We start from the raw sequence: 23,604 nt of genomic DNA, 5'->3' as shown, positions 1-23,604 counted from the left end.
GCATCGGCCTGCTTTGTCATCACGCCGTCACCGCGGGCCGCAATCGTCCGGTGAAGGCAGGAGGCATCGCCATGGACGCCCGCACGTCGCAACCGACACATCAGACCCACCAACCGCCCGCGCGGGGCTGGCGGCCCGAGCGCTGCGACCGCGTCGCGCTGGTCCTGCAGGGCGGTGGCGCGCTCGGCGCCTACCAGGCTGGCGTCTATCAGGCGCTGCACGAGGCCGGGATCGAGCCCGACTGGGTCACCGGCGTCTCGATCGGCGCGATCAATTCTTCCATCATCGCCGGCAACAAGCCGGAGAGGCGGCTGGAAGCGCTGCGCATTTTCTGGGAGCGCATCACCAACCGCAAGATCTGGCACTACACGCCGGACGGCGACATCTTCCGCCAGTGGCGCAACCTCTACAGCTCCTGGATGACATCGGCGATGGGCCAGCCGGGTTTCTTCACCCCGCACCAGGTCAACCCGTGGCTCAGCCCGGTCGGCGCCAAGACTGCGACGAGCTATTACGACACGGCAGCGCTGAAGGCGACCTTGCTCGAGCTGGTCGATTTCGACCTCATCAACGAGAAGAAGATCCGCTTCGCGGTCGGCGCGGTCAACGTGCTCTCAGGCAACTTCATCTATTTCGACAACGCCCATGACGAGATCGAGCCGGAGCACATCATGGCCTCCGGCGCCCTGCCGCCGGCGCTGCCGATGGTGCGGATCGGCACCGATCATTTCTGGGACGGCGGCATCGTCTCCAACACGCCGCTGCAGCATCTGCTCGACCAGGAGGACGCGATCAATTCGCTGGTGTTCCAGGTCGACCTGTTCAGCGCGCGCGGCGTGCTGCCGCGCTCGATCCAGGACGTGATGGCCCGCCACAAGGACATCATGTATTCCTCGCGCACCCGCCACAACACCGACGTCTACCGCCGCACCCATAATCTGAAGGTGCTGCTCTACAAGGCGCTTGCAAAAGTCCCGGACGAGCAACTCTCCGACGAGGACCGCAGCCTCAAGGCGAGCCTGCGCAGCATGCCGGAGATCGCGATCCTGCATCTGATCTACCAGCAGAAGGCCTATGAGGGCGACGCCAAGGACCACGAATTCTCGGGCACCTCGATGCGCGAGCACTGGACCTCAGGCTACGAGGACACCAAGCGCACGCTGAAGCGGCGCGACTGGATCAAGATGCCGGACGAAGGCATGGGGCTCGTGGTGCACGACGTGCACCGGGAGACGGAGAGCGCCTGAGGGGCGCTCTCGACAATAACGTCGAAAACAACCCCATGCACAGTAGAAATCGTTCAAGAATTTGGTCTCGCGAAGACTCGACCCCTTGCATGGCGATTTGACACGTCGGGCAAAACACCTGCACACTGTTACGATTGCGAAATCGCACGACTGATCCGCTCTGCGCCAATGCGCGACATGGCGAGCAACAGCCCCATGCCGTACATTGCCGATCGAGAGCGTCACGGGGCCAAGTTGTGCCCTGTCGGCGAAGGCGCGTATTTCCTTGACGACGATCGCTTTCTCCGGGAGCGACGGTGCAGTGAGCGCCACGCAAGGAACAGAACACCGCGTGGAGAGAATGATGATCAAGGTTGTACAGGCCTTCGACCGAAAAGAGATCACCGAACTCGCCAGTGACGACGCCGCCGCGCTGGAAGCGAAGTTCGAGACGGCACGAAAGCTGCTCGCGGACCGCAAGGCCTGGCTGAAACCCCATCAGCGGATCGCCATCCTCCACAAGCTCGCCGATCTGGTTGCCGAGAAGCGGCAGGATTTCGGCATCCTGATCGCACGGGAGGGCGGAAAGCCGCTCACGGATGCATTGATCGAGACCGATCGGGCGATCGACGGCATCCGCTCTGCGGCGGACTTTCTGCGAACCCGCGCCGGGGTCGAGATCCCCATGGGCCTCACGCCCGCAAGCGACGGCCGCCGGGCATGGACCATCAAGGAACCGATCGGCATCGTCGCGGCAATCTCGGCCTTCAATCATCCCCTCAACCTGATCGTACACCAGCTCGCGCCGGCGATCGCGACCGGTTGCCCGGTGATCGTGAAGCCGGCGGGCACAACGCCTCTGTGCTGTGTGGAACTGGTGAAGCTTGTTCACAAGGCCGGGATGCCCGAAGGCTGGGTCCAGACGTTCTTACCGGAGGATCAGAGCCTTCCGGAAAAATTTGCGACCGACCCGCGCGTCGCCTTCCTGAGCTTCATCGGCTCGGCGCGTGTCGGTTGGCACCTGCGCTCGGTCATCACGCCCGGTGCGCGCTGTGCTCTCGAGCACGGTGGCGTCGCTCCCCTCATCATCGACCGCAGCGCCGACCTCGAGAAAATCATCGAGCCGGTCGTCAAGGGTGGATACTACCACGCAGGGCAAGTCTGCGTGTCGGTGCAGCGCATCTACGTGCATTCCGCGCTTCAGAAGGAATTCATCGACAGGATGGCCGCGCGGGTCGAAGCGCTCAAGGTGGGAGATCCGACACTTCCCGAGACGGAGGTCGGGCCGCTGATCACACCGCGGGAGGTCGAGCGTGTCGAAAGCTGGATCGCCGAGGCAACTTCTGGCGGAACGCGCCAGATCGGCGGCGGACGGCTGAGCGAGACGACACTCAAGCCATCGATCCTCGTCTCGCCACCGCGCGACGCAAAAATCTCCACTCTGGAAGTCTTCGGGCCGGTGACCTGCGTCTATCCGTTCGATCGCATCGACGATGCGATCGCAGAAGCCAACTCGCTTCCCGTCTCGTTCCAGTCCGCCATCTTCACACGCGATCTCGCGGTTGCACTCGACGCTGCGGAGCGCCTCGACGCTGCGGCGGTGATGATCAACGACCACACCGCCTTCCGCACCGACTGGATGCCCTTCGCAGGCCGCCGCGTCTCCGGTCACGGCGTCGGCGGCATCCCCTACACGATGCACGAGATGACCGCGGAGAAGATGATCGTCTTCAAGTAAACGCCGATCGCTCGTCAGCAGCGCGACCGCAACCGCCTGCGACGAGGCTAGCGGGATGGCACGCTATTCAGGAAGGCCGGCCCTGCGAAGACCTTCGACGAGAAGGCCCGCCCGCCACTGCCGGCTACGAATGATCCAATCTGAAATTCGATAACCGGGCTCCAGCTCGAGCAGCCGGGATGCAGCCGCCCTGGCGTCAGCATCGCGCCCCTGCAGAGCAAGCGCTGACGCGAGACAGCGATGCGCCGGCATGAAAATCGGATTCTTGCGCAGCGCCTTCTTGGCGGCGAGCTCGGCGTCTTCGAAGCGATGAAGGCCTATGAGGGCCAGCCCCATCATTGCATACGTTCCGTAAAGCATGGGATCAAGCGGGCTCAAGCGTAGTCCTTGCTCGAAACTGTGGAGCGCTTCGGCAGGCTGCCCCACATACTGACAAGTTATGCCACGGTAGTTCCACGCAATAGCTGAATTCGGATTGAGTGCGACTGCGCGGTCGACCATTTCCGCTGCAGCGTCAAAATCGCCAGCCACATAGGCCCTCGCCCATCCGACATTTGCAACGTATCCGGGTCGTTTTCGTCAATTCCGAGTATCAATTCGGACAGCCTTGTCACCTCAGAGATTTCGAACTGCGGATCGTCGGTCCACCCCAACAGCAGATTCAACGTGCGGCAGAAATTTGCGAGCGACGCGGCCGCGCCAAAACGAGGATCGATCTCCAGGGCTCGCGAAAGCAATCGAAGCGCTTCCGCATTCCCTTCGCGGGTCATGGAGTAGTAGTGCGGCTGGGCCCGAAGGTAGAAGTCATACGCACTGAGGCTGTTTGGTCGTCGCACCGCGAGCTCGATCTCGACCTGTAGCAATTTCGGCTGTATGGCGGACACAACGCTCACGGTGATCTCGTCCTGCACCGCAAAGACATCATGCAGATCGCCCTCAAATCGATCTGCCCAGACATGCGCTCCGGTCACGGCATCGATCAATTGGCTGGTGATACGAACCTTGTCCGCGCTCTTGCGAACACTTCCCTCCAGCACGTAGCGAACGCCGAGTTCGCGCCCCACCTGCTTGATATCGACCGCCCGCCCCTTGTAGGTGAAGCTCGAATTGCGGGCGATGACGAAAAGAAACTTGAATCGCGAAAGAGCCGTGATGATCTCATCGACGACACCGTCGGCAAAATATTCCTGCTCGGAATCACCGCTCATGTTCTGGAACGGCAGGACCGCAATCGAAGGCCGGTCAGGAAGCACGAGCGCAGGCTGGGCGATCTCCAAACGGCCGTGATCGGCAGCAGGAAGTTCCGCCCCCGTGGCTTCCACGACCAGACCAACGAAACGAAAGCCTTTGCGCGGGAGCGTCTTGATCAAACGTTGCTCCTCGCCGGAATCGGAAATCGCCGTGCGCGCAGCATTCAAACGGGTTGTCAGGGCCGCCTCCGAGACGATGCGCCCGTTCCAGACGGCGTTGATGAGATCGTCTTTGGTGACGACGCGTTCCCTGTTGCGGATCAGGTAATCGAGCAGGTCGAACACCTGCGGTGCAATGGCGACGTCGTCGGTCCCGCGATGCAGCTCGCGCCGGTCGACGTCAAGTGCGTAGTCCTTGAAGAGATAGCGCAATCTGCAAATCTCCCGATGGCCCCGGATCACCAGAAGGCATCAGCACCGCCTCAGATCCAAAGAAATAAGGTTCCGGTAAGGGAAATGTAAGGCAAGTAACAGGTCTGCCGCGCGATGGTCTGGCATTGTCCCTGAATGAATTGACCGCCAGGAGGTGCGGTGATGAGCATCATTTATGTCGAAGCATTTTTGAGACAAAGCGCCGCACCCCGGCGACGAGTCTCCAACATTTTTAGACGGTATTGGGTTGCTTTTCGGGATCGACGCAACCGACGCAGGCTGCAGATAACCCTATGGAATCTCAGCGACAGAGAGCTCATAGATATCGGCACGACGCGCGGCGAGATCGACTACGTCGCGTCGAACCGGGATGCCGATCCCCGAGGTATCCGATCTGTCGTCTGAACATGCGGTACGCCAATACTGAAGGCGCTTTGAGCCCCGCGGCTCAGTCGGACGCGCATGCGTTGAGCTGCTCGCGCAGCCAGCCATGGGCGGGATCGGACTCGAACCGCGCGTGCCATGTCACGAACAGCGTGAAGCGGCCGGCGTCGAACGGCAGCGGGAACGCGACCAGCCGGTCCGCATAGCGGCTGAGAAATCGGGCCGGCAGCGTGCAGACGAGGTCCGTCGTCTCCAGGATCAGCGGCACCAGGCTGTAATATTGCACGGAGGCGACGACCCGCCGCTGATATCCCTGGCCCTGCAGAATGTCGTCCACGAAGCTGCGAAACCCGCCGCCGTCGCCCGACACGACGACATGATCGAGACGCGCATAGTCGCGAAGCGTCGGCTTCTTCTCGCCGCGCGGATGGCGCTTGCGCTGCGCCATCATGAATTTTTCCTGGAGCAGCGGCTGATGCGGAAGGCCCCGGGGGAGCACGGCTTGCGACACCAGCGCGACATCGATGTCGCCTGCCTCCAGCTGGTCCACAAGCGTGACGGGATCGATCGCGCGCAGCGCCAGCCGCATCCCGGGGGAGCCGCCCCTGCGCAGCCGCTGAATCAGCCGCGTGCCGATGATGGCGCCGGCGTTGTCGTTGGCGCCGAGCGAGAACGTGCGCTCTGACGTCGCGGCGTCGAACAGCGGCGGCGCGCTGACCACGGCCCCGAGCTGCTGCAACGCATGACGGAGCGGCTCGCGCAGCGCGGCCCCGCGCGGGGTCAGCACCATGCCCTTCCCTGACGACGCGGGCGTCAGCAAGGGATCTCCCAACACGTCCCGCAACCTCGCCAGCTGAGCCGAGAGCGCCGGCTGGCTGATGCCGAGTCGGACTGCTGCCTTGGTGATGTTGCGCTCGTCCAGCATCACGCGGAGAGAGGCGAGCAACGGAAGATCGTGGCCGTTGATATCCATCCTGCCTATACCTCCTATCTCTACTATCGATTTCAATGATCGCACAGGCTGCGGCACATGGGCAATCGTATTTCACGCTCCCGCAGGAGACCTGTTCATGGATACGATCCACCGCATCGGCGCGACCTCGATCACGCGCGTGACCGAGCAGCGGGGCCTGGGATTCGCTCCCGACATGCTGTTTCCGGACTGGAATCCCCGCGTGCTCGAACAGCATCGTGCGCTGATGATCCCCGCATGTTTCGACGAGACGCAAAACCGCTTCATCGCCAGCGTTCACACCTGGGTGCTGAAGACACAACGCCACGTCATGCTGATCGACAGCTGCGGCGGCAACCACAAGAACCGGCCTGCGCTGCCGCGCTTTCACCAGCAGAACCTGCCATTCCTGGCTCGGCTCGCCGAGGCCGGCGTCGCGCCCGAGCAGGTCGATTTTGTCTGCTGCACGCATCTCCACGCCGACCATTGCGGCTGGAACACCGAGCTGCGCGACGGCCGCTGGGTGCCGACCTTCCCCAATGCCAGATATATCTTCTCCAGGGCCGAGCACGATCACTGGACCGGCCCGGCCGGACAGAGCGGATTCAATGCCGGCGTCTACGCCGACAGCGTCCTGCCGGTGATCGAGGCCGGGCAAGCCGAGATCATCGACGGCGATGGCCTGCTCGCCAACGGCCTCGCCGTACACGCGACACCGGGGCATAGTCCAGGCCACGTCGTGTTCGAGCTCGCCGATCGCGGCGCGAAGGGATACTTCAGCGGAGACATCATGCACCAACCGCTCCAGGTGTTTCGCCCTGACTGGAACAGCGCTTTCTGCGATGATCCCGCGAAGGCGCGCGCATCGCGCCGCTGGCTGCTGGAGCGTGCCGCCGACGAGGCGGCAAAAGTGTTCACCGCGCATTTCGCCGCAAGCTCGGCCGGCTTCGTGACGCGCCGTGGCGACGGATTCGATTGGCGTTTCGCCTGACAGGAGACCAGAGATGCAGCAACCGCAGACGGATATCATCCGCGAAGAGTTCATGATCCCGAGCGATACTGATGGCATCGAGCTGTTCGTCCGCAACAAGCGTCTTGCGAGCCTCGCGACGTTCACCCCGGAACGAACGCTCCTTTTCGTGGCCGGATCGACCTACCCGGCCTCGACCTCGTTCGACCTTCCCCTCGACGGAGTGTCGTGGATGGATCATCTGGCGAGACGCGGCTTCGACGTCTATCTCGTCGACATCAGGGGCTATGGCCGTTCGACCAAACCCGCGGAGATGGCGGGCCCACCGCTCGACCATGCGCCGGTCGTGCGCACGCCCGTCGCGGTCGCCGATGTCGGTGCCGCCGTGTCCTTCATCCGGAAGCGACGCGGGCTCGACCGTATCAATTTGATGGGCTGGTCCTGGGGCACCACGATCATGGCGCGCTACACATCGGATCATCCCGATCATGTCGCCAAACTGATCCTGATCGCGCCGCAATGGCTGCGAACGACGCCAAGCGCCGCTGATGCCGGTGGCACGCTCGGCGCTTACCGGATTGTCGATCGGACGGCTGCCAGGGCACGCTGGCTCAACGGTGTGCCCGAGGACAAGAGGACAGCCATTCTGCCGGATGCATGGTTCGAGACCTGGGCCGAGGCCACGTTCGCCCAATCGGAGCTCCGCCCGGACCGGCTGCGCGCGCCAAACGGCACCGTGCAGGACAGCCGCGACTATTGGGCGTCAGGCAAACCGATTTACGACCCTGCAGAGATCACGGTGCCGGTGCTGATCGTTCACGGCGACCTTGATCGCGATTGCCCGATCGACATGGCGCAGGCGGTATTCGCGAGGCTCTCTTCTGCGCCGACGCGAAGCTGGATCGAGATCCGCGATGCGACCCATTCCCTGTTCCTCGAAACCGGCCGATGGCAGGCGTTTGATGCCGTCGACGGATTTCTGGCGGCCGGGTCCCGCTAGAACTTCGGCCCAAAGCCACCTGCCCCGCCCGGTCCACCGCCGCCCCGCCCCGGCCGGCCGCCACCGCCGGGCGCCGGCGATGTGCCGCCCCTCAACTCCGCCGCGGTGACCTTGCAGTCCGCGTTGCTGTCGTACTGGCCGATGAAGCGGCTCGGCTTGTCCACGAGCTCGGAGCGGCTGATTTTGCCGTCGCCATTGTCGTCGAAATATCCGAGCTCCGCCTGGGCGAAGCTCCGCTCGGCGCGCCGGATGACGGGGAATTCCGACGCGCTGAGATAGCCGTCGCGGTTCTTGTCGGCCAGCCGGAACAGCTGGTCCATATATCTTTTCCATTCATCGCAGGTGTAGGTGCCGTCGTGATCGTAGTCCCAGATCGGCGGCCCATCAGGAAGAGGATCTGCGCGGGGCGGCGTCCCGCCTCCCGGGGGCATTTGCGCGCGAGGTTGAGAGATGCAAACGAAGGAAGATACGATGACGACGAGTAAGGACCCGAAGGCTCGTGATGCGCGCACTGTCACTTCACGTCCTTGTTCAATTCGATCGCGACCTCCGACATCCAGGAGCCCGGCGCCTCCATCAGGAACGACTGATGATTGGCTTTGGTCTGGATCGTCACCAGCGCAGCCACGGTGTTTCCCTCGATGCGCGCCTCGATCAAGCCGTCCTTGTTGGTGCCGACGACCTTGCCGCCCTGCCGGTATTCGTGCTCGAACCAGTTGCCCGACAGCTCGGTCCCGTCCTGATCGATGTTCGCGGACAGGACCATCTTGTACGCATCGCTCGCGCAGCGCAGGTCGAGGCTCAGGGAACGGCCGGGCTTGGTGACGTTGTAGGCCACCTTGCAGCGCACCTTCTCACGCGGGCCGTCCGACGGCTTCATCGTCCCGATGCCCGACCATGCGCCGCCCAGACTGTCGAACACCGGCTCCGCGCGCACCGGGCCGATGCCGCCAAGCACGAGACAGGCCGCACCGATGCCTATGTGCGCCGCCAGAGAATTCAATCGCATTCTGCCTGTCCTGATCGATGAAGCCCCGTCACCTCCTAGGCAGGAACAGCCGCAAGATGTTGGCGAACATGTTTGGCGATGTTGCTGAATTTGTCCCGATGTGACCGATATTGCCGTTAGACTTCACGGCCCAAACGTGGACAATACGGCCCAAGCGCTTCGCGCGCGCAGTGCACACCAAGATGCGCCAGGGGAAACAAAATGCCGACTGCCTTCCCGTTGCCCGTACCCGCCATTCCGACCGCGCCTGTGACCGCAGAGCTACGCGACGCCTTGCGCGCGATCGTGGGCGAGAAGGGTTTCATCGAGGACGAGCACGGCAAGCAGCCGTTCGTCACGGATTGGCGGGGGCTGCTGGTTGGCGGCGCCGGGGCCGTCATACGTCCCGGCAATACCGAGGAAGTCTCGAAAGTAGTCCGGCTTTGCCATGACCACGGCGTCGCGATCGTGCCGCAGGGTGGCAACACCGGGCTGATGGGCGCCGCCACGCCCTGGCCTGCGCACACCGGCATCGTGCTGTCGCTCGGCCGCATGAACCGCGTGCTGGACGTCGATCCCGTCGGCTATGCGATGACGGTCGAGGCCGGCTGCGTTTTGCAGACGCTGCAGGAGACCGCGGCGGCGCACGACAGGTTCCTGCCGTTGAGCCTTGGCGCCGAGGGCTCCTGCATGATCGGCGGCAATCTCTCGACCAACGCCGGCGGCGTGCAGGTGCTGCGCTATGGCAACGCGCGCAACCTCGTGTTCGGGCTCGAGGTCGTCCTGCCCAACGGCGATGTCTGGAACGGATTGCGAGCGCTGAAGAAGGACAACACTGGCTACGACCTCAAGCATCTCTTCATGGGCGCCGAGGGGACGCTCGGCATCATCACCAAGGCCGTTCTCAAGCTATGGCCGGCGCCGAAGGACGTCGCCACGGCGTGGCTGGCTGTCCGCGATCCGCGCGCGGCGCTGGAGATCCTCTCCGAAGCGCATGCGGCCTCCGAGGACAATGTCGGGTCCTGCGAGCTGCTGAGCCGCGCGGCCGTCGACCTCGTGATGCGCCACATTCCCGGCGTCCAGGATCCGCTGAGGGCGGATACACCGTGGTACCTGCTGCTTGAATGGTCGTCCTCGCGCCCGCGGCAGGACGGGGCCGATGGCATGTCGGAGAAGCTGGAGCAGTTTCTCGCCGACCAGCTCGAGGCCGGCCGCGTGGTCGACGCGGTGATCGCGCAGACCGTCAGTCAATCACGCAACATGTGGCGCATCCGGGAAGCCATGGCCGAGGCCTCCCGCGCCGAGGGTCCGGGGATCAGCTACGATATGTCGGTGGCGATTTCCAGAATTCCGGAGTTCATCGACAAGGGGCTCAAGGCCGTGCTCGACATTCTCCCGAGCATTCGCCCCTATCCGCTGGGCCACATCGGTGACGGCAATCTGCATTTCTCCTTTATGGGGCCGATCGGCATGGATCAGCAGACGCTGAACCAATACACCGCCGCGATCACGCGGGCCGTGAACGATCTCATCACCTCCATGGGCGGCTCGATCTCGGCGGAGCACGGCATCGGCATCGAAAAGCTCGACGAACTCAACCATTACCGCTCGAAGACCGAGCTCGACATCATGCGCACCATCAAGCGCGCGCTCGACCCGCAGAACATCATGAATCCGGGCAAGGTGCTGCGGGTGTGATGACAGCTGACGATGCGCCGGACCTGAAGGCGTTACAGCTTCCTCGGGGAACTCGCGCGCAACCGCTCGGCAAACCAAATTGCAAAAATTGCAGCGAACGACAGGCAGAAGAATACGCCCGTCCAAAGCATTGCGTTTCCCGCGCTTGTCATGACGTCTCTCCCTCGTTCCAAACGAGACGCTTGCAGACAATTGGATGCGTGGTGTTGCGCTAGATCAATTTTGCCCAAATACGACGCTGGTCGCGCCGAAGGCGTTGCGCAGGATCACGGTTCACCAGGCACGGTGGTCTGGTTGACCGCGGCCATGGCGCGGACGCCATGGCCGATGCTCGCCGCTTTCTCGGCGTCGAGGCCGATCACAGCCGGGGCACTCCACCTGTCTCAGCCGCGCGGGTTGACGATGGTGTAGCCCCGCAGCGAACGCGCGTGCATGCGGGTGGCGTGGCCGCCCGAATTGGCGTCATAGGCCATCCACATGTCGCCACCGAGGGGCTGCTCCAGAACGAAGACGTGCCCGCGGCGGGCCGCAACCATTCCCGGCGCCGGCGACGTCCGCGGGAAACGCAGCCAGTTGGCCGCGAGGTTCAAATCCGGCACGTGGTGGCCGAAGACGCGCAGCGCCGCGCCACAGCCGCAGAAGGACGACGGACAACCGGCCGGACGGCCGCCGATGACGCGCTCGCCACCGGACACGCTGATTGTCGTGGCGGTGTTGCCCGCGTCGGTCACCGTCATTTGCGTTGCGCGATAGGCTTGCAATGCCTGGCGCGGAGCCCGCTCGCGTCGCGGCTGCGCATACGAGAAGTCGCAGGGCATGGTGACGTTGCATCCGGGCGCTTGAAAACTGTGAGAGGGTCGCGCTTCCGAGGCAACTGAACTAACGGCAAATAAGAAACACGCAGAAATTACTCTCTTGATCATTGCAGGACTCCGTCTGGAGGGGCCTGCCCCGGCTATGAGCTACCAATATCGGTTTGACCGAAATGGGCCTGAAGCGCGGCGAAAAATGGCCGGATTTAGGCACCGCCGCTTCGAATGTGTTCCCCGCGCATCCGGATTGGGACACAGCAATCCAGACCGTGTCCGCAGTGAGACGCTGATTGCTTCACTTCGCGCGCAGTGACGGCGTTACGGCCGGATCGTCATGTTCTCCGGCGGTCCTGCTTTTCGCAGCGGCTCGGCGAGACGCGCGAACTCGCAGAGCAGCGAGCGCGTCTTGCGGGGATCAATGATCTCTTCGACCCAGAATTTTTCGGCCGAGCGGAACGGCGAGCGCAGCTTGTTGAGCCGCTCTTGGATCTCGTTGAGCTTGGCGGCCTTGTCTTCGGCCGCGTCAATGTCGGCGCGGTAGGCGGCCTCGATGCCGCCCTCGAGCGGCAGCGAGCCCCAGTAGGCGGACGGCCAGGCGTAGCGGATCGAGAAGCGGTCGGCCGGCTGATGCACGACACCCGCCACACCAAAAGCGTTGCGCAGGATCACGGTGCACCAGGGCACGGTGGTCTGGTTGACCGCGGCCATGGCGCGCACGCCATGGCGGATGGTCGCTGCCTTCTCGGCGTCGAGGCCGATCATGAAGCCGGGGCAATCCATGAGATAGACGATCGGCAGATGGAAGGTCTCGGCGAAGTCGACCCAGCGTACCACCTTCTGGCAGGCATCCGCCGTCCAGGAGCCGCCATAATGAAAACTGTCGCTGGCGAGCAGCATCACCGCCCGGCCCTCGAGCCGCGCCAGGCCCACGATGATCGGCTTGCCGAAATTGCTGGCGACCTCGAAGAACGAGCCCTTGTCGACCACCTGCTCGATGATCGGCCGTATCTTGTAGACCTGCTTGCGGTTGCGCGGCACCGCATTCATCAGCGCCTCTTCGCTGCGCTCCGGATTGTCGATGCAGGGCAAGGTCGGCGGCAGTTCGTAGACCGATGACGGCAGATACGACAGGAAGCGCCGCGCGCAGGCAAAGGCCTCCTCCTCGGTGTCGACGGCATGATCGACCGCGCCGGCGCGGGTCTGGATGTCGGCGCCACCGAGCTCTTCCTTCGAGAGGTTTTGGCCCAGCGCCTTCACCACCGGCGGCCCTGCGACGAACATCGCGGACTTCCGCGTCATGATGGAATAGTGGCTGGCGGCCAGACGCGCCGCGCCCAGGCCCGCAACCGAGCCGAGGCCGAGTGCGACCACCGGCACGCGCGACAAATTCTCCGTCGTGAAGCGATACCAGCGCGTGCCGCCGATGCCGCCCGGCAGGTTCGCCGCGCCCTTGGTCTCGATGGTCTTGACCGAGCCGCCGCCGCCGGAGCCCTCGATGATGCGGACGATGGGCAAACGGAAGTCGTGCGCCATCTCCTCCGCCATCAAGGGCTTTGCCGAGATCGACGCATCGGCAGAACCACCGCGTACGGTGAAATCATCACCGACCACGACGACCGTGCGGCCATCGACGCGCGCGCGGCCGAACACGCAGTTCGCCGGCGTCACGGTCTTCAGCTCACCGCTGGAATCGTACTCACCGATGCCGGAGACGGCACCGATCTCGTGGAAGCTACCCCTGTCGATCAGTTTGTCGATGCGTTCCCGAACAGTCAGCCGGCCCTGGTCATGCTGTCGCTTGACCTTGTCAACGCCGCCCATCTCCCGCGCGAAGGCTTCGCGCCGGGCGAGCTCGTCGAGTTCCGGCTTCCAGTTCATCCACTCCCTCCGAATTGATCGGCTTGTTATTGTTGTGCACGGCCATTGCGACCGGTTTGCGCGAGATGCGGTTGTTGAAGGCGTCGCCTTCCGCGCCCTCCATCAGGCTGCCGAGCGAACGGCCGAGCGCGACCATCACCGGCGCGACTTCGGCATGCAGGCGCTGCTCGTCATACATCGCCGAGAGAAGGCCGATCGTGACGACCACGAAGGTCTGATATTGCGGCGACCAGATCGGCACCGCCAGGCCATTGATGTGCGGGCTCCACAAGCCGCAGGCCGTGACATAGCCGCGCTCGTGCAGCGACTGCCGGTTGGCCTCGATGCGAGGCCGCAGGATTTTTGCAGCCTCGGGCGCTTCGCGCTCCATCTCGGCGATATAGGCATCGCCGACTTCCGGCGACAAGGCCGCGGTGTAGGCCGCGCCCGCAGCGGTCGAAGCCATCGAGATGCGGCTGCCAGTGCCCTCGTGCAGACCGAGCGCAGAGGCCGAGCGCGCGAACTGGAGATAGACGAGATGGAAGCGATCGGGCACGACGAAGCCGACAGTGCCCGGCAATTGCTCGGCGACTTCCTGCAGCCGCTGCCGGATCATGCTGCGCAGCTGCGCGCCCTTCATCATCGAGGCGCTCATCGCCACTGCGCTCGGACCGATGCGATATTTCTGGTCACGCGGCAGATAGACCAGCTGCCCCATGCGCGTCAGCGTGTGCGTGAGCCGCGACACCGTCGAGCGCGGCAGGCCGCAGCGATTTGAAATCTCGAGATTGCCGAGCCTGGCCTCGTGGCCCTCGAAGCATCGCAACACGTCGAACGCGCGCGACACCACCTGGATGACATCACCTTCGCCGGCATCGCCAGCGAGTGCACCTTGTCTACTCAACCGCTCCGAACGTCGTCCCATGATCCCTACCGTTTGTTCCGCTGTGCGGAATTAAATTCCACTTGCAGACGACGCTACCTCAGGCATTTTGCCACCACAACAAAAAGGCGATGGCATGCCAGAAATTAAGATCGTCACGGAGGTCGCCGGTCGCATCTGCGCAACTCCCGTGCAAGTTGGAGGAACCGTCGCCGATGGAGACGACGTTGTGGTCGTCGAAGCCATGAAGATGGAGATACCGGTGGCAGCGCCTGCTGCAGGCACGCTCACATCACTGCTTGTGAAGATCGATGACCTCGTTGCCGAAGGTCAGACGATCGCGATCGTCGCGAGCTGAGCACGCGCCGCCGGCGGCTTCTCATCCGCGACAATCTGAAACAGATCATATCGAGATGGCGTGCGGCGTCTTGCGTTCGGGCGTTATGGCGGGGTGCCGGACGGGTTGCGCGCGCCCTGATTGCGTTGCACAAGGGAGGCGATGATAGCGCAACCGCCACCCGCCTCCGCCTGGACCCGCTCGAAGCCGCCGCTGCTGCGGTTTCTCGACACATGCCTCAATGAATTCTCCGCGGAAACCTCAGGCACGGTGGCCGACTACATCCCGGAGCTCGGCAAGGCCGATCCTGCCTATTTCGGCATCAGCCTCGCGACGCTCGACGGCCATGTCTATGAAGTGGGCGACAGCCGAGCGCCCTTCACCATCCAATCGATGTCAAAGCCGTTCGTGTTCGCGCTGGCGCTGGATCTTCTGGGTGCGAGCAAGGTCGAGAGCGCGATCGGCGTCGAGCCGTCGGGCGATCCCTTCAACTCGATCCGGCTCAATGCGGAGAATCATCCGTTCAACCCGATGGTCAATGCCGGCGCGATCGCCTGTACCGGGCTGATCTACGACAGCAAGGGCGCTGACGCGTTCGAGCAGATCAGGCTCGCGCTCAGCCGCTTTGCCGGGCGCGACCTCGCTGTCGACGAAGCGGTGTACTCTTCGGAGAGCCAGACCGGCGACCGCAACCGCGCCATCGGCTATCTCCTCAAGACCAATGCTGTGATCTCGGACAATGTCGCAGGCGTGCTCGACGTCTATTTCCGGCAATGCGCCGTGCTGGTCACCGCGCGCGACATCGCGGTGATGGCGGCGACGCTTGCCAATCGCGGCGTCAATCCGGTCACCGGCGAACAGGTGCTGACGCCATATGCGATCTCGCGCACGCTGTCGGTGATGACGTCGTCGGGCATGTACGACTATGCCGGCGAGTGGATCTACCGTATCGGCATCCCCGCCAAGAGCGGCGTCGGCGGCGGCATTCTGGCGGCGCTCCCTGCCCGTCTCGGGCTCGGCAGTTATTCGCCAAAGCTCGACAAGCACGGCAACAGCGTGCGCGGCATCAAGGTCTGCGAAGCGCTGTCCTCGCATTACGACCTGCACATGCTCAACCGCAGCGACGATGCCCGCAACGCCGTGATCGCCGACTACGACATCGGCAAGAGCCCGTCACGCCGCGTGCGCCGTCAGCAGGAGCGCGACATCCTCGCCGCACACGAACAGGAGGTGCGGATCATCGAGCTGGTCGGCACGCTGTCGCTGTCGGCGGTCGACTATGTCTCGCGCCGGCTGGCGGAGCGGCCGCGGCCGCAATTCGTGATCTTCGATCTCCACCGTGTGACCTCCACCACGCGGGCCGGCGCGCGGCTGATCGCGGAGGCCTTCGAGGACCTCGCCGCACTGAATGTGACCGTGGTGATATCCGGCGTCAGGCGCGCGTCGAAGGAGTGGAACACGCTGCGGGAATGGACGGCGGAGCTGAAGAATGTCCGCGACTTCTATCTGCTCGATACCGCAATCGAATGGGCCGAAGACCAGATCGTCTACCGCTACGGCGGCTCGATCGATTTTCACGAGACCACCGAGCTGTCCGAACAACCGCTGCTCGACGGCCTCAGCACCGAGGAGCTGACCGATCTCGCCTCGATCTGCACGATCAAAACCTATCAGTCCGGCGCAAAGATCCTCACCACGGGCGATCCAGCGGACGCCCTGTTCTTCCTGCGCAGCGGCGCCGTGCATGTCACCCTGCCCGATGGCGTCAGGCTGGCGACGCTGACCGCCGGCATGGCGTTTGGCGAGATGGCGCTGATCGAGACCGCCCGCTCCGCCGACGTGTTCGCGGACATGGCCGCGACCGCCTTCGAGGTCCCGCTGAAGGATTTCGAGCGCTTTCGCAGGCAGCACCCGCGCGCCTCCGAGCGCATCATGCGCAACCTCGCGCAGCTATTGGCCGATCGCCTGATCGTCGCCAACACCAAGGTCGATATCCTGACGTCGACGTGAGCGGCTATCGGCTTGCCGCCTCGCTGATCCGCCGCTTGATCTTGGCGGCGCTGGCCGCGAGCAATTCGGATGGCTGCTGGCCTGTCGCGGCGCACAGGCAAGCCCAGTAATAAATGACATCGCCAAGCTCTTCGACAAGACCCGCCTTGTCGAGCCAGTCGTCCCGCAGCAGCTTCTTGATGTGCTCGGCGACCTCGCCGGATTCACCGGCGAGGCCGAGCCCGAGATAGGACAGGCGCTCGTTCGAGGGATGCTCATCGACTTTCGCAATGGTTGCGGCCCAGGCCGCATATTCATCGATCGTCATGACCTTCCCTCGCAAGCCAGGCTTTGGATCAGTCCACCACTTCCGTGACGGGCTGGAGATCGATCTCGAACGTCTCCAGGAACTTTGACGTCATGATATAGAAGCCGACCGAGAGCTGCAGCTCGACGAGTGCGGCCGGAGTGAGCTTCGCGGCAATCGCCTTGAAGGTCGCATCCGTCGGCTTCTTCAGCTTCACGATCTCGTCGGTGAAGGCGAGCGCCGCGCGCTGGGTCTCGTCGAAGCAGGTCGCAGCCTGCCAGTTGTCCAGCGCCTCGTTCTGCGCGTCGGTGACGCCGACATTCTTGCCGATGCGCTTGTGCGCGACGATCTCGTACGGCGCCTCGCACAGAATTCCGGTGCGCGTGATCGCGAGCTCGCGCACGATCGGATCGAGCTCGCCCTTGTGGCGGATGGCGCCGCCGAGGCGGCAGTATTGTTCAAAATAGCTCGGCGAATGCGACATCATGCGGAAGATGTTGGCATTGCGGTTCTTGTCGAGGATTTCGCGGGTACGGTCCGACGCCTTGGACGGGTCGCTATAGCCGATGCGGGCCATCAATCACCTTGGGTCTTGGTCTTGTTATGGTTTTCTAAGAACCTCCAAGATTAATCGGGGCTCGACCCGAGAGCAACATCATGGCGCCATTGTTGGCACCGGAAATGGCGTGGAATCGGCGAAGCGCCTGACAATGTTGGTGACCAGCAGGGCCGCCACGTTGGCGTAGCCATCGACCGGCAGCGCGCCGATGAAATTCATCGAGCCGACGGAAAACACCGCGCCGCCGCCTCCCGTCTCAAAGAAGGTGAGGTCGGAGCGGATGATCTCCTCACGCCTGGCCGGCCAGGTGTGGTCATAACGCTCTTCGTTGACGGGCTGATAGGTCGGGTCGTCAAGGACGGCGCGGCCGATGATGATGGCATGATGCGGCGTGCCAAGGCGCGTGTCGGCGCGGTCGAGCTCATGGCCGGCCGCGCCGCCGCCCATGAAGCCGCGCTCACCAAGCTTGTGACCAGGCCTCGCCAGATCCTCGATCCCTTCGCGCATGAATGCGACGCGCGGATCGAGAATGCCGTCGAGGAAGGTGTAGGGAAACCCCTTGTACTCCCCTTGCGTGCTGAAGCCGACGCCAACCAGCGCCTGCGGCGGGCGGCCGAGTCGTCGCCACAGGCCGCCATAGGATCCGTCGAACGCGTGATAGCTCTCGCCGGGCAGCGTTTCCCAGAGACGGATGCCGCCCTCGGCGCGTCGCAATTCGAAAGCCCAGGTGCCTGTCGCGTGCGGCACCACCTTCCAGTAGAAGCCATTGCCGCCGAGATACATGAAGCGGCCGCCGCTGCCGAGATAGGCACTGAGCGCATCGAGAGTCTCGTGGGTGTGGTATTCCGGATGCTGTCCGGTCAGGACGACCGAATATTTCGACAGCAGGTCGACGCCCTCGGCGTGGACGTCGTGATCGGTGATGACCTCGAAGTCGATGCCCTTGCGGGTCAGGAGGTCGGTGATCGCACTGTCGGCTGAGATCCAGTACAGGCCGGACCCATCGTCGCTGGGATCGACCAGATGGATCTGGTTGACGCGCTTGTCGATCAGCGGGCGACGCATGGTCGACATCACCACGCCGCTGCCGTCCGAATGGAAGTTGTAGGGCGAGACGCCGTATTCCGGATGACCATCCGGCGCCTGTGCCAGCGCCCCCCAGGCCAGCGACCGCTCCGTGATCAGGGCCTGCCGGCCCCTCTTCTGATACTGGCTGTAGACCGTGTAGCTGAAGGTCGGTGCGAGGAACGCCACCCTGGCCTGCGATCCCGGCACCCTGGCGCGGACATAGAAGACGATATTGTCGCGCGCGCCGTCCTTTTCGAGATGCAGCGCATAGGCGCCGCTCTGCCAGTCCTCCGGCACCGTGAACGCCAGTGAGGGCTGCCAGCCGGAATCGCCGATGTCGTCGTCGTGGAAATGGATCGCGCCCCAGAGTTTTGGCTCTTCCGTCCAGCGATGCGTCACGCCGCCGGTCCAGCGCGAGCCGGTCATCGCACGCGTCGGCAGATTGATGCAGATGCCGTGCGCCTTGGCAGGCCCGATATCGGTCGCAATGTCGGTCGGGATACCGATAGAAAAATCCCATTCGACGATCGAAGGCGCGGCGGCGCCGGAGCCTTGCGCGGCAATGAGGCCGTCGAGGCCGGTGCCGCCATTGGTGATGCGCGGTCGTTCGATCTTGCCGTTGAAATGGTGGACCACACGCTGGCCCTCGCGTTCCGCCGCAATCGCGGCCGCACCGGCGCCGGCCAACGCGGTGCGTGGCACCCCCGACGATTTCGTCGCACGCTCGTCGTGGTCGAGCCTGATCTTGCGCGGCGCCTGCGCGATCGACAAAACCCCGGTCGCCGGGTCAAACAGGCAGGCGATATCGTGCCAGGCCCGCTCGGTGAGCGCGATGCCGGTTTCGACCTCGATCATTCCCGCGCTGGTCGCAAGGCGAGCGAAAGCGCCCCGCTCACCGATGCCAAGCGTGAGCGAGCCGCCGACGCCAGCCCAGTTCAGCACCGCCTGTTTGCCCGCGGCGAGCAAGGTCGGCCAGATCGTCACGGCAAAGCCGACCGGGCCGCCCGGCAGCGCCAGCGCGGGTATGTCGACCCACGATCCCTTCGCGATGGTCTGCTCGATGCCGTCGTGCTGGCCCTCGAGATCCCATCTGACCGGAATCTCGCGATAGCCGGGTCCTTTCGGGTTCGGATCACCGCAGATCACGCGGGCGATCCGCGCCGAATAACGGCCGCCGCCCTTGACGGCGATCATGAACTTGATGTCGCCGCCCTGGCGCACGCTCCAGCGGTCCGCGTAGCCGGTGATCGCAAGCATCAAAAATCCCCTTCAGGCGCGGCGCACGTTCCAGAACAATGGCAGCCCCTTGAGCATACCCGTCAGGTTCTTCCTGTAGGCCGTCGGCTGATAAAACACACCCAGCGGCACGTAGGGAACGTCGATGAAGCACTGCTTCTGCATCTCGACGCCAATGCTGGCCTGCGCCGCGGCATCGGGCGCGGCAAACCAGGCATCGCGCAACTGCTCCAGCCTCTCGCTCTTCGCCCAGCCGAAGGTCGCCTTGTCGCCGCTGCCACGAATGAAGTTGTGCGCGGACGGATTCAGTTGCGTCACGCCGGCGGAATAGGTGCAGAAGGCGCTGTAGCCGCCCTTGTCCGGCGTCTCGCGGTTGGCCATCCGCCGCAGCATCGAGCCCCAATCCATGACGGCATAGTCGAGATTGAAGCCGAGCTTGCGGAACAGATCGGCGGTCACCTCGCTCATCTGGCCGATAACCGGGAAATCGCCCGGCGCGATCAGGACCACTTTCTCGCCCTTGTAGCCGGCATCCTTGATCGCCTTGGCCGCGGCCGTGATATCCCGCGGGCCGGTGAGCGCGTCCATGCCGGCATCGTTGGCCATGTTGCCGCCGGGTGCGAAGTAGCCGACCTTGTCGCGCCAGAGATTGGTGTCCTCGCCCGCGATCGCGGACATGAAGTCCTTCTGGCTGATTGCGGAGAGCACGGCCCGGCGGATCGCCGGATTGTCGAACGGCGGCTGGGTATGGTTGAAGCGCAGCACGCCGACATTGCCGATCGGGTCGAGCAGTTCGACATTGAGCATCTTGTTGGCCTTCAGCGTCGGCAGCAAATCGACGATGGGCTGATCCCACCAGTCGATCTCACCTTGCTGAAGCGCGGCCGCCGCTGTCGCCGGATCCGGGATGACCTGCCACTCCACCCTGTCGAAATTGGCGATCTTCGGACCGGCAAGCTGGCTCGGCGTTCCCTGTGAGCGCGGCACATAGCCATCGAAGCGCGTGTAGACCAGCCGTGCGCCGGGCACGTGCTGGTCAGCCTGGAATTTGAACGGACCGGACCCGATCAGTTCCTTGACCGGCGTGACGCTGTCCGTCTGCGCCAGACGTTCCGGCATGATGAAGGCGACGATGGCGCCGACCTTGCCGAGCGATTCAGGCAGCATCGGGAATGGTGATTTGAGACGCCAGCGCACGGTCTTGTCGTCCGGCGCCGAGAGTTCGTCCACCAGGGTGAAGAGTGAATTGCCGAAGGCATCGCGCGAGGCCCAGCGCTTCAGGCTTGCCACCACGTCGCGTCCGCGCACGGGCTCGCCGTCGTGGAATTTCAACCCGTCCCGCAGGGTCATCGTCCACAGCTTGCCGTCGTTCTCGACGGTATGGCCGGCGACCATCTGCGGCTGGACCTGGAATTTCTCGTCCACGCCGTAGAGCGTGTCCCAGATCAGAAAGCCGTGGTTCCGATTGACGAGGCCGGTGGTGATCATCGGATCGAGGATCGCCGCATCGGCCTGCGGCACGAAGCGCAGCACGCGCGCGCCCTGTGCGCGGGCCAGCCGCGGCATCGGAAAGGTCGATCCCAAGGCGGCGCCGAGACCGGCGCCCAGTGTGGAACGAAGCAGGTCTCGACGGCGCATGTTATGGTCTCCTCAAGGAGTTACGCGGATGGACGGTTCCCGGCGAGCCTGGCTTCGACGCCGGACAAGGTTCGCGCGAAGAGATCGAGGGCCTCATCGACCCCGGCTTCGTCGATGATCAGCGGTGGACAGAACCCGATCGTGTCGCCCATGGCGCGGATGATCAGGCCGTTGTCGATCGCGCATGCGTCGAACATCGCGCCGACCTTCAGCGCCGGATCGAAGGCCTGTCGCGTCGCGGGATCGGCGACCAGCTCGACCCCGATCATCAGCCCCTCGCCCCGCACCTGGCCCACGATGCGCGAGTCCCGCGCAATCTGGTCCAGTCCGGCGCGGAGCCTGCCGCCCATGCGGCGGACATGGGGCACCACATCCATCTCGTGATAGATCTTCAGCGTTTCGAGCGCGATGGCCGCGCCGACCGGGTGGCCGGAATTGGTGAAGCCGTGGCCGAACAACTCACCGCCCTTGTTCATCTCGGCGAGCGCGTCCTGAATCGGACGTCCCAGCAATACGGCCGACATCGGGAAATAGGACGAGGTGATGCCCTTGGCGAGCGCCACCATGTCCGGCTTCATACCGACCGTCTGGTAGCCGAACCAATTGCCGGTGCGGCCAAATCCGCACACGACCTCGTCGCCAAGCACCAGGATGTCGTGACGGCGCAGCACCGCTTCAACCTTGGCAAAATAACCGTTCGGCGGCACGACGATGCCGCCGCCGGCGTTGATCGGCTCGGCGATGAAGCCGGCGATCGTGTCCGGGCCCTCAGCCATGATCAGCGCTTCGAGGTCGGCCGCAAGCCGGTCGACGAAGGCCGCTTCGTTCTCGCCCGGCCTGGTGCCGCGATAGGCATCCGGGCAATGCGTGTGCAGGAAGCTGTCGAGCGGAAGGCCGAATTCACGGTGCATGCGCGGCAAGCCGCACATCGACGCAGCGACGATGGTCGAGCCGTGGAAACCGCGGTCGCGGGCGATGATCTTGCGCTTGCCGGGCTTGCCGCGGACCGCGTGATAGACCCAGGCGAGCTTCACCATAGTTTCTGTGGCTTCCGAACCCGACGTGGCGAAATAGGCCTGCGCATCCGGGATCGGCGAGATTTCGACCAGCTTCTCGGCGAGGTCGATCGTGTTGTCCGGCGTCTTGTGATTGAAGCTGTGATAGAAGCCGAACTTGTCGTAGGCCGCCGCTGCTGCCGCTTTGAGCCGCGTCTCAGAAAAGCCGAGCGAGGTGCACCACAGGCCGGCCATCGCTTCCAGATAACGCTTGCCGTTTGCGTCATAGACATGGACGCCCTCGCCGCGCGCCATGATCAACGGTCCGATTTCTGCATGGCGCTGCGGGTTGGTCTGCGAGTGCAGATGGAACGCGATATCGCGCGCCTCGGCTGAATTCAGTCTTCTGTCGGACACGCGCAGACGCTCCGTCTTCCCGCCCAGGACACCTATCCGGTCCCGGCCGACCAAATTGGTCAGTCCAAATTGGTCTGACCACCTTGGCTTTGGCGCGTCGGCTTGTCAAACTCAAAAAAACAGCTGATGAGCATCGCGATGTTACCAGATCCTCCCTCCAGGCCGGAACGCAGCTTCGAGATCGTCGCCCGGCGCATCACTGCGATGATCCAGGCAAGCTACGGGATCGGCCAGCGCCTGCCAGCTGAACGCGACCTCGCGAAAACCTTCGGCGTGTCGCGGCCGACCGTGCGCGAGGCCATCCTGTCGCTGGCGATGGCCGGGATGCTCAAGGTCCGCAGCAACAGCGGCGTTTACGTGATCAGCCGCCAGGAAACGCCCGACGTGCATGCGCTCGAAGGCTTCGGGCCGTTCGAGAATTTGGAGGCGCGCCAGTTGATCGAGCCGCAGATTGCGGCGATCGCCGCTCAGCGCGCGTCGGAGACGAGCTTCGCGCAGCTGGCCGAAGCGCTTGCCATGATGCGCTGGGAACACGCGCAGGGCCGTGAGGCCGACACGTCAGACCACCGTTTCCACGTGGTGCTGGCCGAAGCGACGGGGAACGGCACGCTGGTGTCGATTTGCGACTCGCTGTGGCGCGCGCAGACCGAGTCCGGCATCTGGCAAGAGATTCACAACCACATGCAGATGGAGGACTATCGTCCCATGTGGGTCAGGGATCACGAGGCCATATTCGAAGCCGTTCAGGCGAGGAACCCACGCAAGGCGAGCCACGCGATGACGCGTCACCTCAACAATATCAGGGACGCGCTGATGGTGGCTTCAAATGCCAAATCAATGGCCGCACCCAAATCGTCCACGAACTCCGCCAAGAAAACTCGATGAAACTTGTCGCGGTCAAATAAAGTTTCCGCAAACTCTGCGCTGT

The 23,604-nt window shown here is 63.8% G+C and carries 22 protein-coding genes and 1 pseudogene; 9 read left to right on the top strand and 14 right to left on the bottom strand.

The features are described from left to right. The first annotated feature begins 71 nt into the window (after window positions 1-71). Both FXB40_RS07185 and FXB40_RS07180 read left to right on the top strand, forming a co-directional pair. Window positions 72-1,247 (top strand): patatin-like phospholipase family protein, encoded by a 1,176-nt coding sequence (locus FXB40_RS07185; RefSeq protein WP_148771496.1) that lies wholly within the window; start codon window positions 72-74, stop codon window positions 1,245-1,247. A gap of 343 nt (window positions 1,248-1,590) precedes the next feature. Beyond that, a complete protein-coding gene (locus FXB40_RS07180) occupies window positions 1,591-2,964 on the top strand; it encodes an aldehyde dehydrogenase family protein (protein WP_148771495.1) in 1,374 nt (457 codons plus the stop codon). Between the two features lie 63 nt (window positions 2,965-3,027). On the opposite strand, the gene FXB40_RS50115 is transcribed toward FXB40_RS07180, so the two are convergent. Then, window positions 3,028-3,465 carry a tetratricopeptide repeat protein gene (locus FXB40_RS50115; protein ID WP_347339749.1) on the bottom strand — a complete coding sequence of 146 codons (438 nt, stop codon included), beginning with the start codon at window positions 3,463-3,465 and terminating at the stop codon, window positions 3,028-3,030. Further along, a complete protein-coding gene (locus tag FXB40_RS07175) occupies window positions 3,402-4,586 on the bottom strand; it encodes a winged helix-turn-helix domain-containing protein (protein ID WP_347339748.1) in 1,185 nt (394 codons plus the stop codon). Before FXB40_RS07175 ends, FXB40_RS50115 begins: the two co-directional genes overlap by 64 nt. Before the next feature lie 162 nt (window positions 4,587-4,748). Between FXB40_RS07175 and FXB40_RS49835 the strand changes: the two genes are divergently transcribed. After that, window positions 4,749-4,991, top strand: coding sequence for a YjiS-like domain-containing protein (locus tag FXB40_RS49835; protein ID WP_148771494.1), 243 nt, complete (start codon window positions 4,749-4,751; stop codon window positions 4,989-4,991). 43 nt (window positions 4,992-5,034) lie between these two features. Here FXB40_RS49835 and FXB40_RS07165 read toward each other — a convergent pair whose 3' ends face one another. After that, window positions 5,035-5,943, bottom strand: coding sequence for a LysR family transcriptional regulator (locus FXB40_RS07165; protein ID WP_148771493.1), 909 nt, complete (start codon window positions 5,941-5,943; stop codon window positions 5,035-5,037). Between the two features lie 97 nt (window positions 5,944-6,040). On the opposite strand from FXB40_RS07165, the gene FXB40_RS07160 reads away from it, so the two are divergent. Beyond that, window positions 6,041-6,913, top strand: a complete 873-nt coding sequence (locus FXB40_RS07160) for an MBL fold metallo-hydrolase (RefSeq protein ID WP_148771492.1) — start codon at window positions 6,041-6,043, stop codon at window positions 6,911-6,913. A gap of 13 nt (window positions 6,914-6,926) precedes the next feature. After that, on the top strand, window positions 6,927-7,892 hold the full coding sequence (locus FXB40_RS07155) for an alpha/beta hydrolase (protein ID WP_148771491.1): 966 nt from the start codon (window positions 6,927-6,929) through the stop codon (window positions 7,890-7,892). On the opposite strand, the gene FXB40_RS07150 is transcribed toward FXB40_RS07155, so the two are convergent. Together FXB40_RS07150 and FXB40_RS07145 are read right to left on the bottom strand one after the other, a co-directional pair. Then, the gene (locus FXB40_RS07150; protein ID WP_187436710.1) at window positions 7,889-8,212 is read right to left on the bottom strand and encodes an EF-hand domain-containing protein; all 324 of its coding nucleotides are present in this window, start codon (window positions 8,210-8,212) and stop codon (window positions 7,889-7,891) included. The two genes, FXB40_RS07155 and FXB40_RS07150, sit on opposite strands and share 4 nt — an antisense overlap. A gap of 194 nt (window positions 8,213-8,406) precedes the next feature. Beyond that, the gene (locus tag FXB40_RS07145; RefSeq protein WP_148771489.1) at window positions 8,407-8,901 is read right to left on the bottom strand and encodes a hypothetical protein; all 495 of its coding nucleotides are present in this window, start codon (window positions 8,899-8,901) and stop codon (window positions 8,407-8,409) included. A gap of 201 nt (window positions 8,902-9,102) precedes the next feature. Between FXB40_RS07145 and FXB40_RS07140 the strand changes: the two genes are divergently transcribed. Continuing rightward, a complete protein-coding gene (locus FXB40_RS07140) occupies window positions 9,103-10,578 on the top strand; it encodes an FAD-binding oxidoreductase (protein ID WP_148771488.1) in 1,476 nt (491 codons plus the stop codon). Between the two features lie 231 nt (window positions 10,579-10,809). Here the strand turns inward: FXB40_RS07140 and FXB40_RS50320 are convergent. The 4 genes and pseudogenes from FXB40_RS50320 to FXB40_RS07125 all read right to left on the bottom strand — a co-directional run. Next, window positions 10,810-10,956, bottom strand: a pseudogene (locus tag FXB40_RS50320) (carboxyl transferase domain-containing protein); the annotation flags it as partial. 5 nt (window positions 10,957-10,961) lie between these two features. Next, a complete protein-coding gene (locus tag FXB40_RS07135) occupies window positions 10,962-11,501 on the bottom strand; it encodes a hypothetical protein (RefSeq protein WP_148771487.1) in 540 nt (179 codons plus the stop codon). 207 nt (window positions 11,502-11,708) lie between these two features. Continuing rightward, complete coding sequence (locus FXB40_RS07130) at window positions 11,709-13,268, bottom strand: acyl-CoA carboxylase subunit beta (protein ID WP_148771486.1); 1,560 nt, start codon at window positions 13,266-13,268, stop codon at window positions 11,709-11,711. After that, window positions 13,198-14,172 (bottom strand): IclR family transcriptional regulator, encoded by a 975-nt coding sequence (locus FXB40_RS07125; RefSeq protein WP_148771485.1) that lies wholly within the window; start codon window positions 14,170-14,172, stop codon window positions 13,198-13,200. The genes FXB40_RS07130 and FXB40_RS07125 overlap by 71 nt, the downstream gene beginning before the upstream one ends. A 94-nt stretch (window positions 14,173-14,266) precedes the next feature. Here FXB40_RS07125 and FXB40_RS07120 point away from each other — a divergent pair, with 94 nt between their 5' ends. Together FXB40_RS07120 and glsA are read left to right on the top strand one after the other, a co-directional pair. After that, window positions 14,267-14,488 (top strand): biotin/lipoyl-containing protein, encoded by a 222-nt coding sequence (locus tag FXB40_RS07120; protein WP_148771484.1) that lies wholly within the window; start codon window positions 14,267-14,269, stop codon window positions 14,486-14,488. A 141-nt stretch (window positions 14,489-14,629) separates the two neighbouring features. Beyond that, a complete protein-coding gene (gene glsA, locus FXB40_RS07115) occupies window positions 14,630-16,477 on the top strand; it encodes a glutaminase A (RefSeq protein ID WP_148771483.1) in 1,848 nt (615 codons plus the stop codon). Window positions 16,478-16,481: 4 nt separating this feature from the next. Here glsA and FXB40_RS07110 read toward each other — a convergent pair whose 3' ends face one another. The 5 genes from FXB40_RS07110 to FXB40_RS07090 form a co-directional block, all read right to left on the bottom strand. Next, window positions 16,482-16,784, bottom strand: coding sequence for a nucleoside triphosphate pyrophosphohydrolase family protein (locus FXB40_RS07110; RefSeq protein WP_148771482.1), 303 nt, complete (start codon window positions 16,782-16,784; stop codon window positions 16,482-16,484). Window positions 16,785-16,812: 28 nt separating this feature from the next. Next, window positions 16,813-17,340 (bottom strand): carboxymuconolactone decarboxylase family protein, encoded by a 528-nt coding sequence (locus FXB40_RS07105; protein WP_148771481.1) that lies wholly within the window; start codon window positions 17,338-17,340, stop codon window positions 16,813-16,815. Window positions 17,341-17,418: 78 nt separating this feature from the next. Next, on the bottom strand, window positions 17,419-19,647 hold the full coding sequence (locus tag FXB40_RS07100; RefSeq protein ID WP_148771480.1) for a N,N-dimethylformamidase beta subunit family domain-containing protein: 2,229 nt from the start codon (window positions 19,645-19,647) through the stop codon (window positions 17,419-17,421). Between the two features lie 12 nt (window positions 19,648-19,659). After that, a complete protein-coding gene (locus tag FXB40_RS07095; RefSeq protein ID WP_148771479.1) occupies window positions 19,660-21,264 on the bottom strand; it encodes an ABC transporter substrate-binding protein in 1,605 nt (534 codons plus the stop codon). Between the two features lie 20 nt (window positions 21,265-21,284). Continuing rightward, entirely contained in the window at window positions 21,285-22,676 is a 1,392-nt protein-coding gene (locus FXB40_RS07090) for an aspartate aminotransferase family protein (protein WP_187436709.1), read from the bottom strand. A 126-nt stretch (window positions 22,677-22,802) separates the two neighbouring features. Between FXB40_RS07090 and FXB40_RS07085 the strand changes: the two genes are divergently transcribed. Then, on the top strand, window positions 22,803-23,561 hold the full coding sequence (locus FXB40_RS07085) for a FadR/GntR family transcriptional regulator (RefSeq protein ID WP_148771478.1): 759 nt from the start codon (window positions 22,803-22,805) through the stop codon (window positions 23,559-23,561). Window positions 23,562-23,604 lie beyond the last annotated feature (43 nt).

The organism is Bradyrhizobium rifense (assembly GCF_008123425.1).
Classification (GTDB): domain Bacteria; phylum Pseudomonadota; class Alphaproteobacteria; order Rhizobiales; family Xanthobacteraceae; genus Bradyrhizobium; species Bradyrhizobium rifense.
This window is presented reverse-complemented; position numbering and strand designations above follow the sequence as displayed.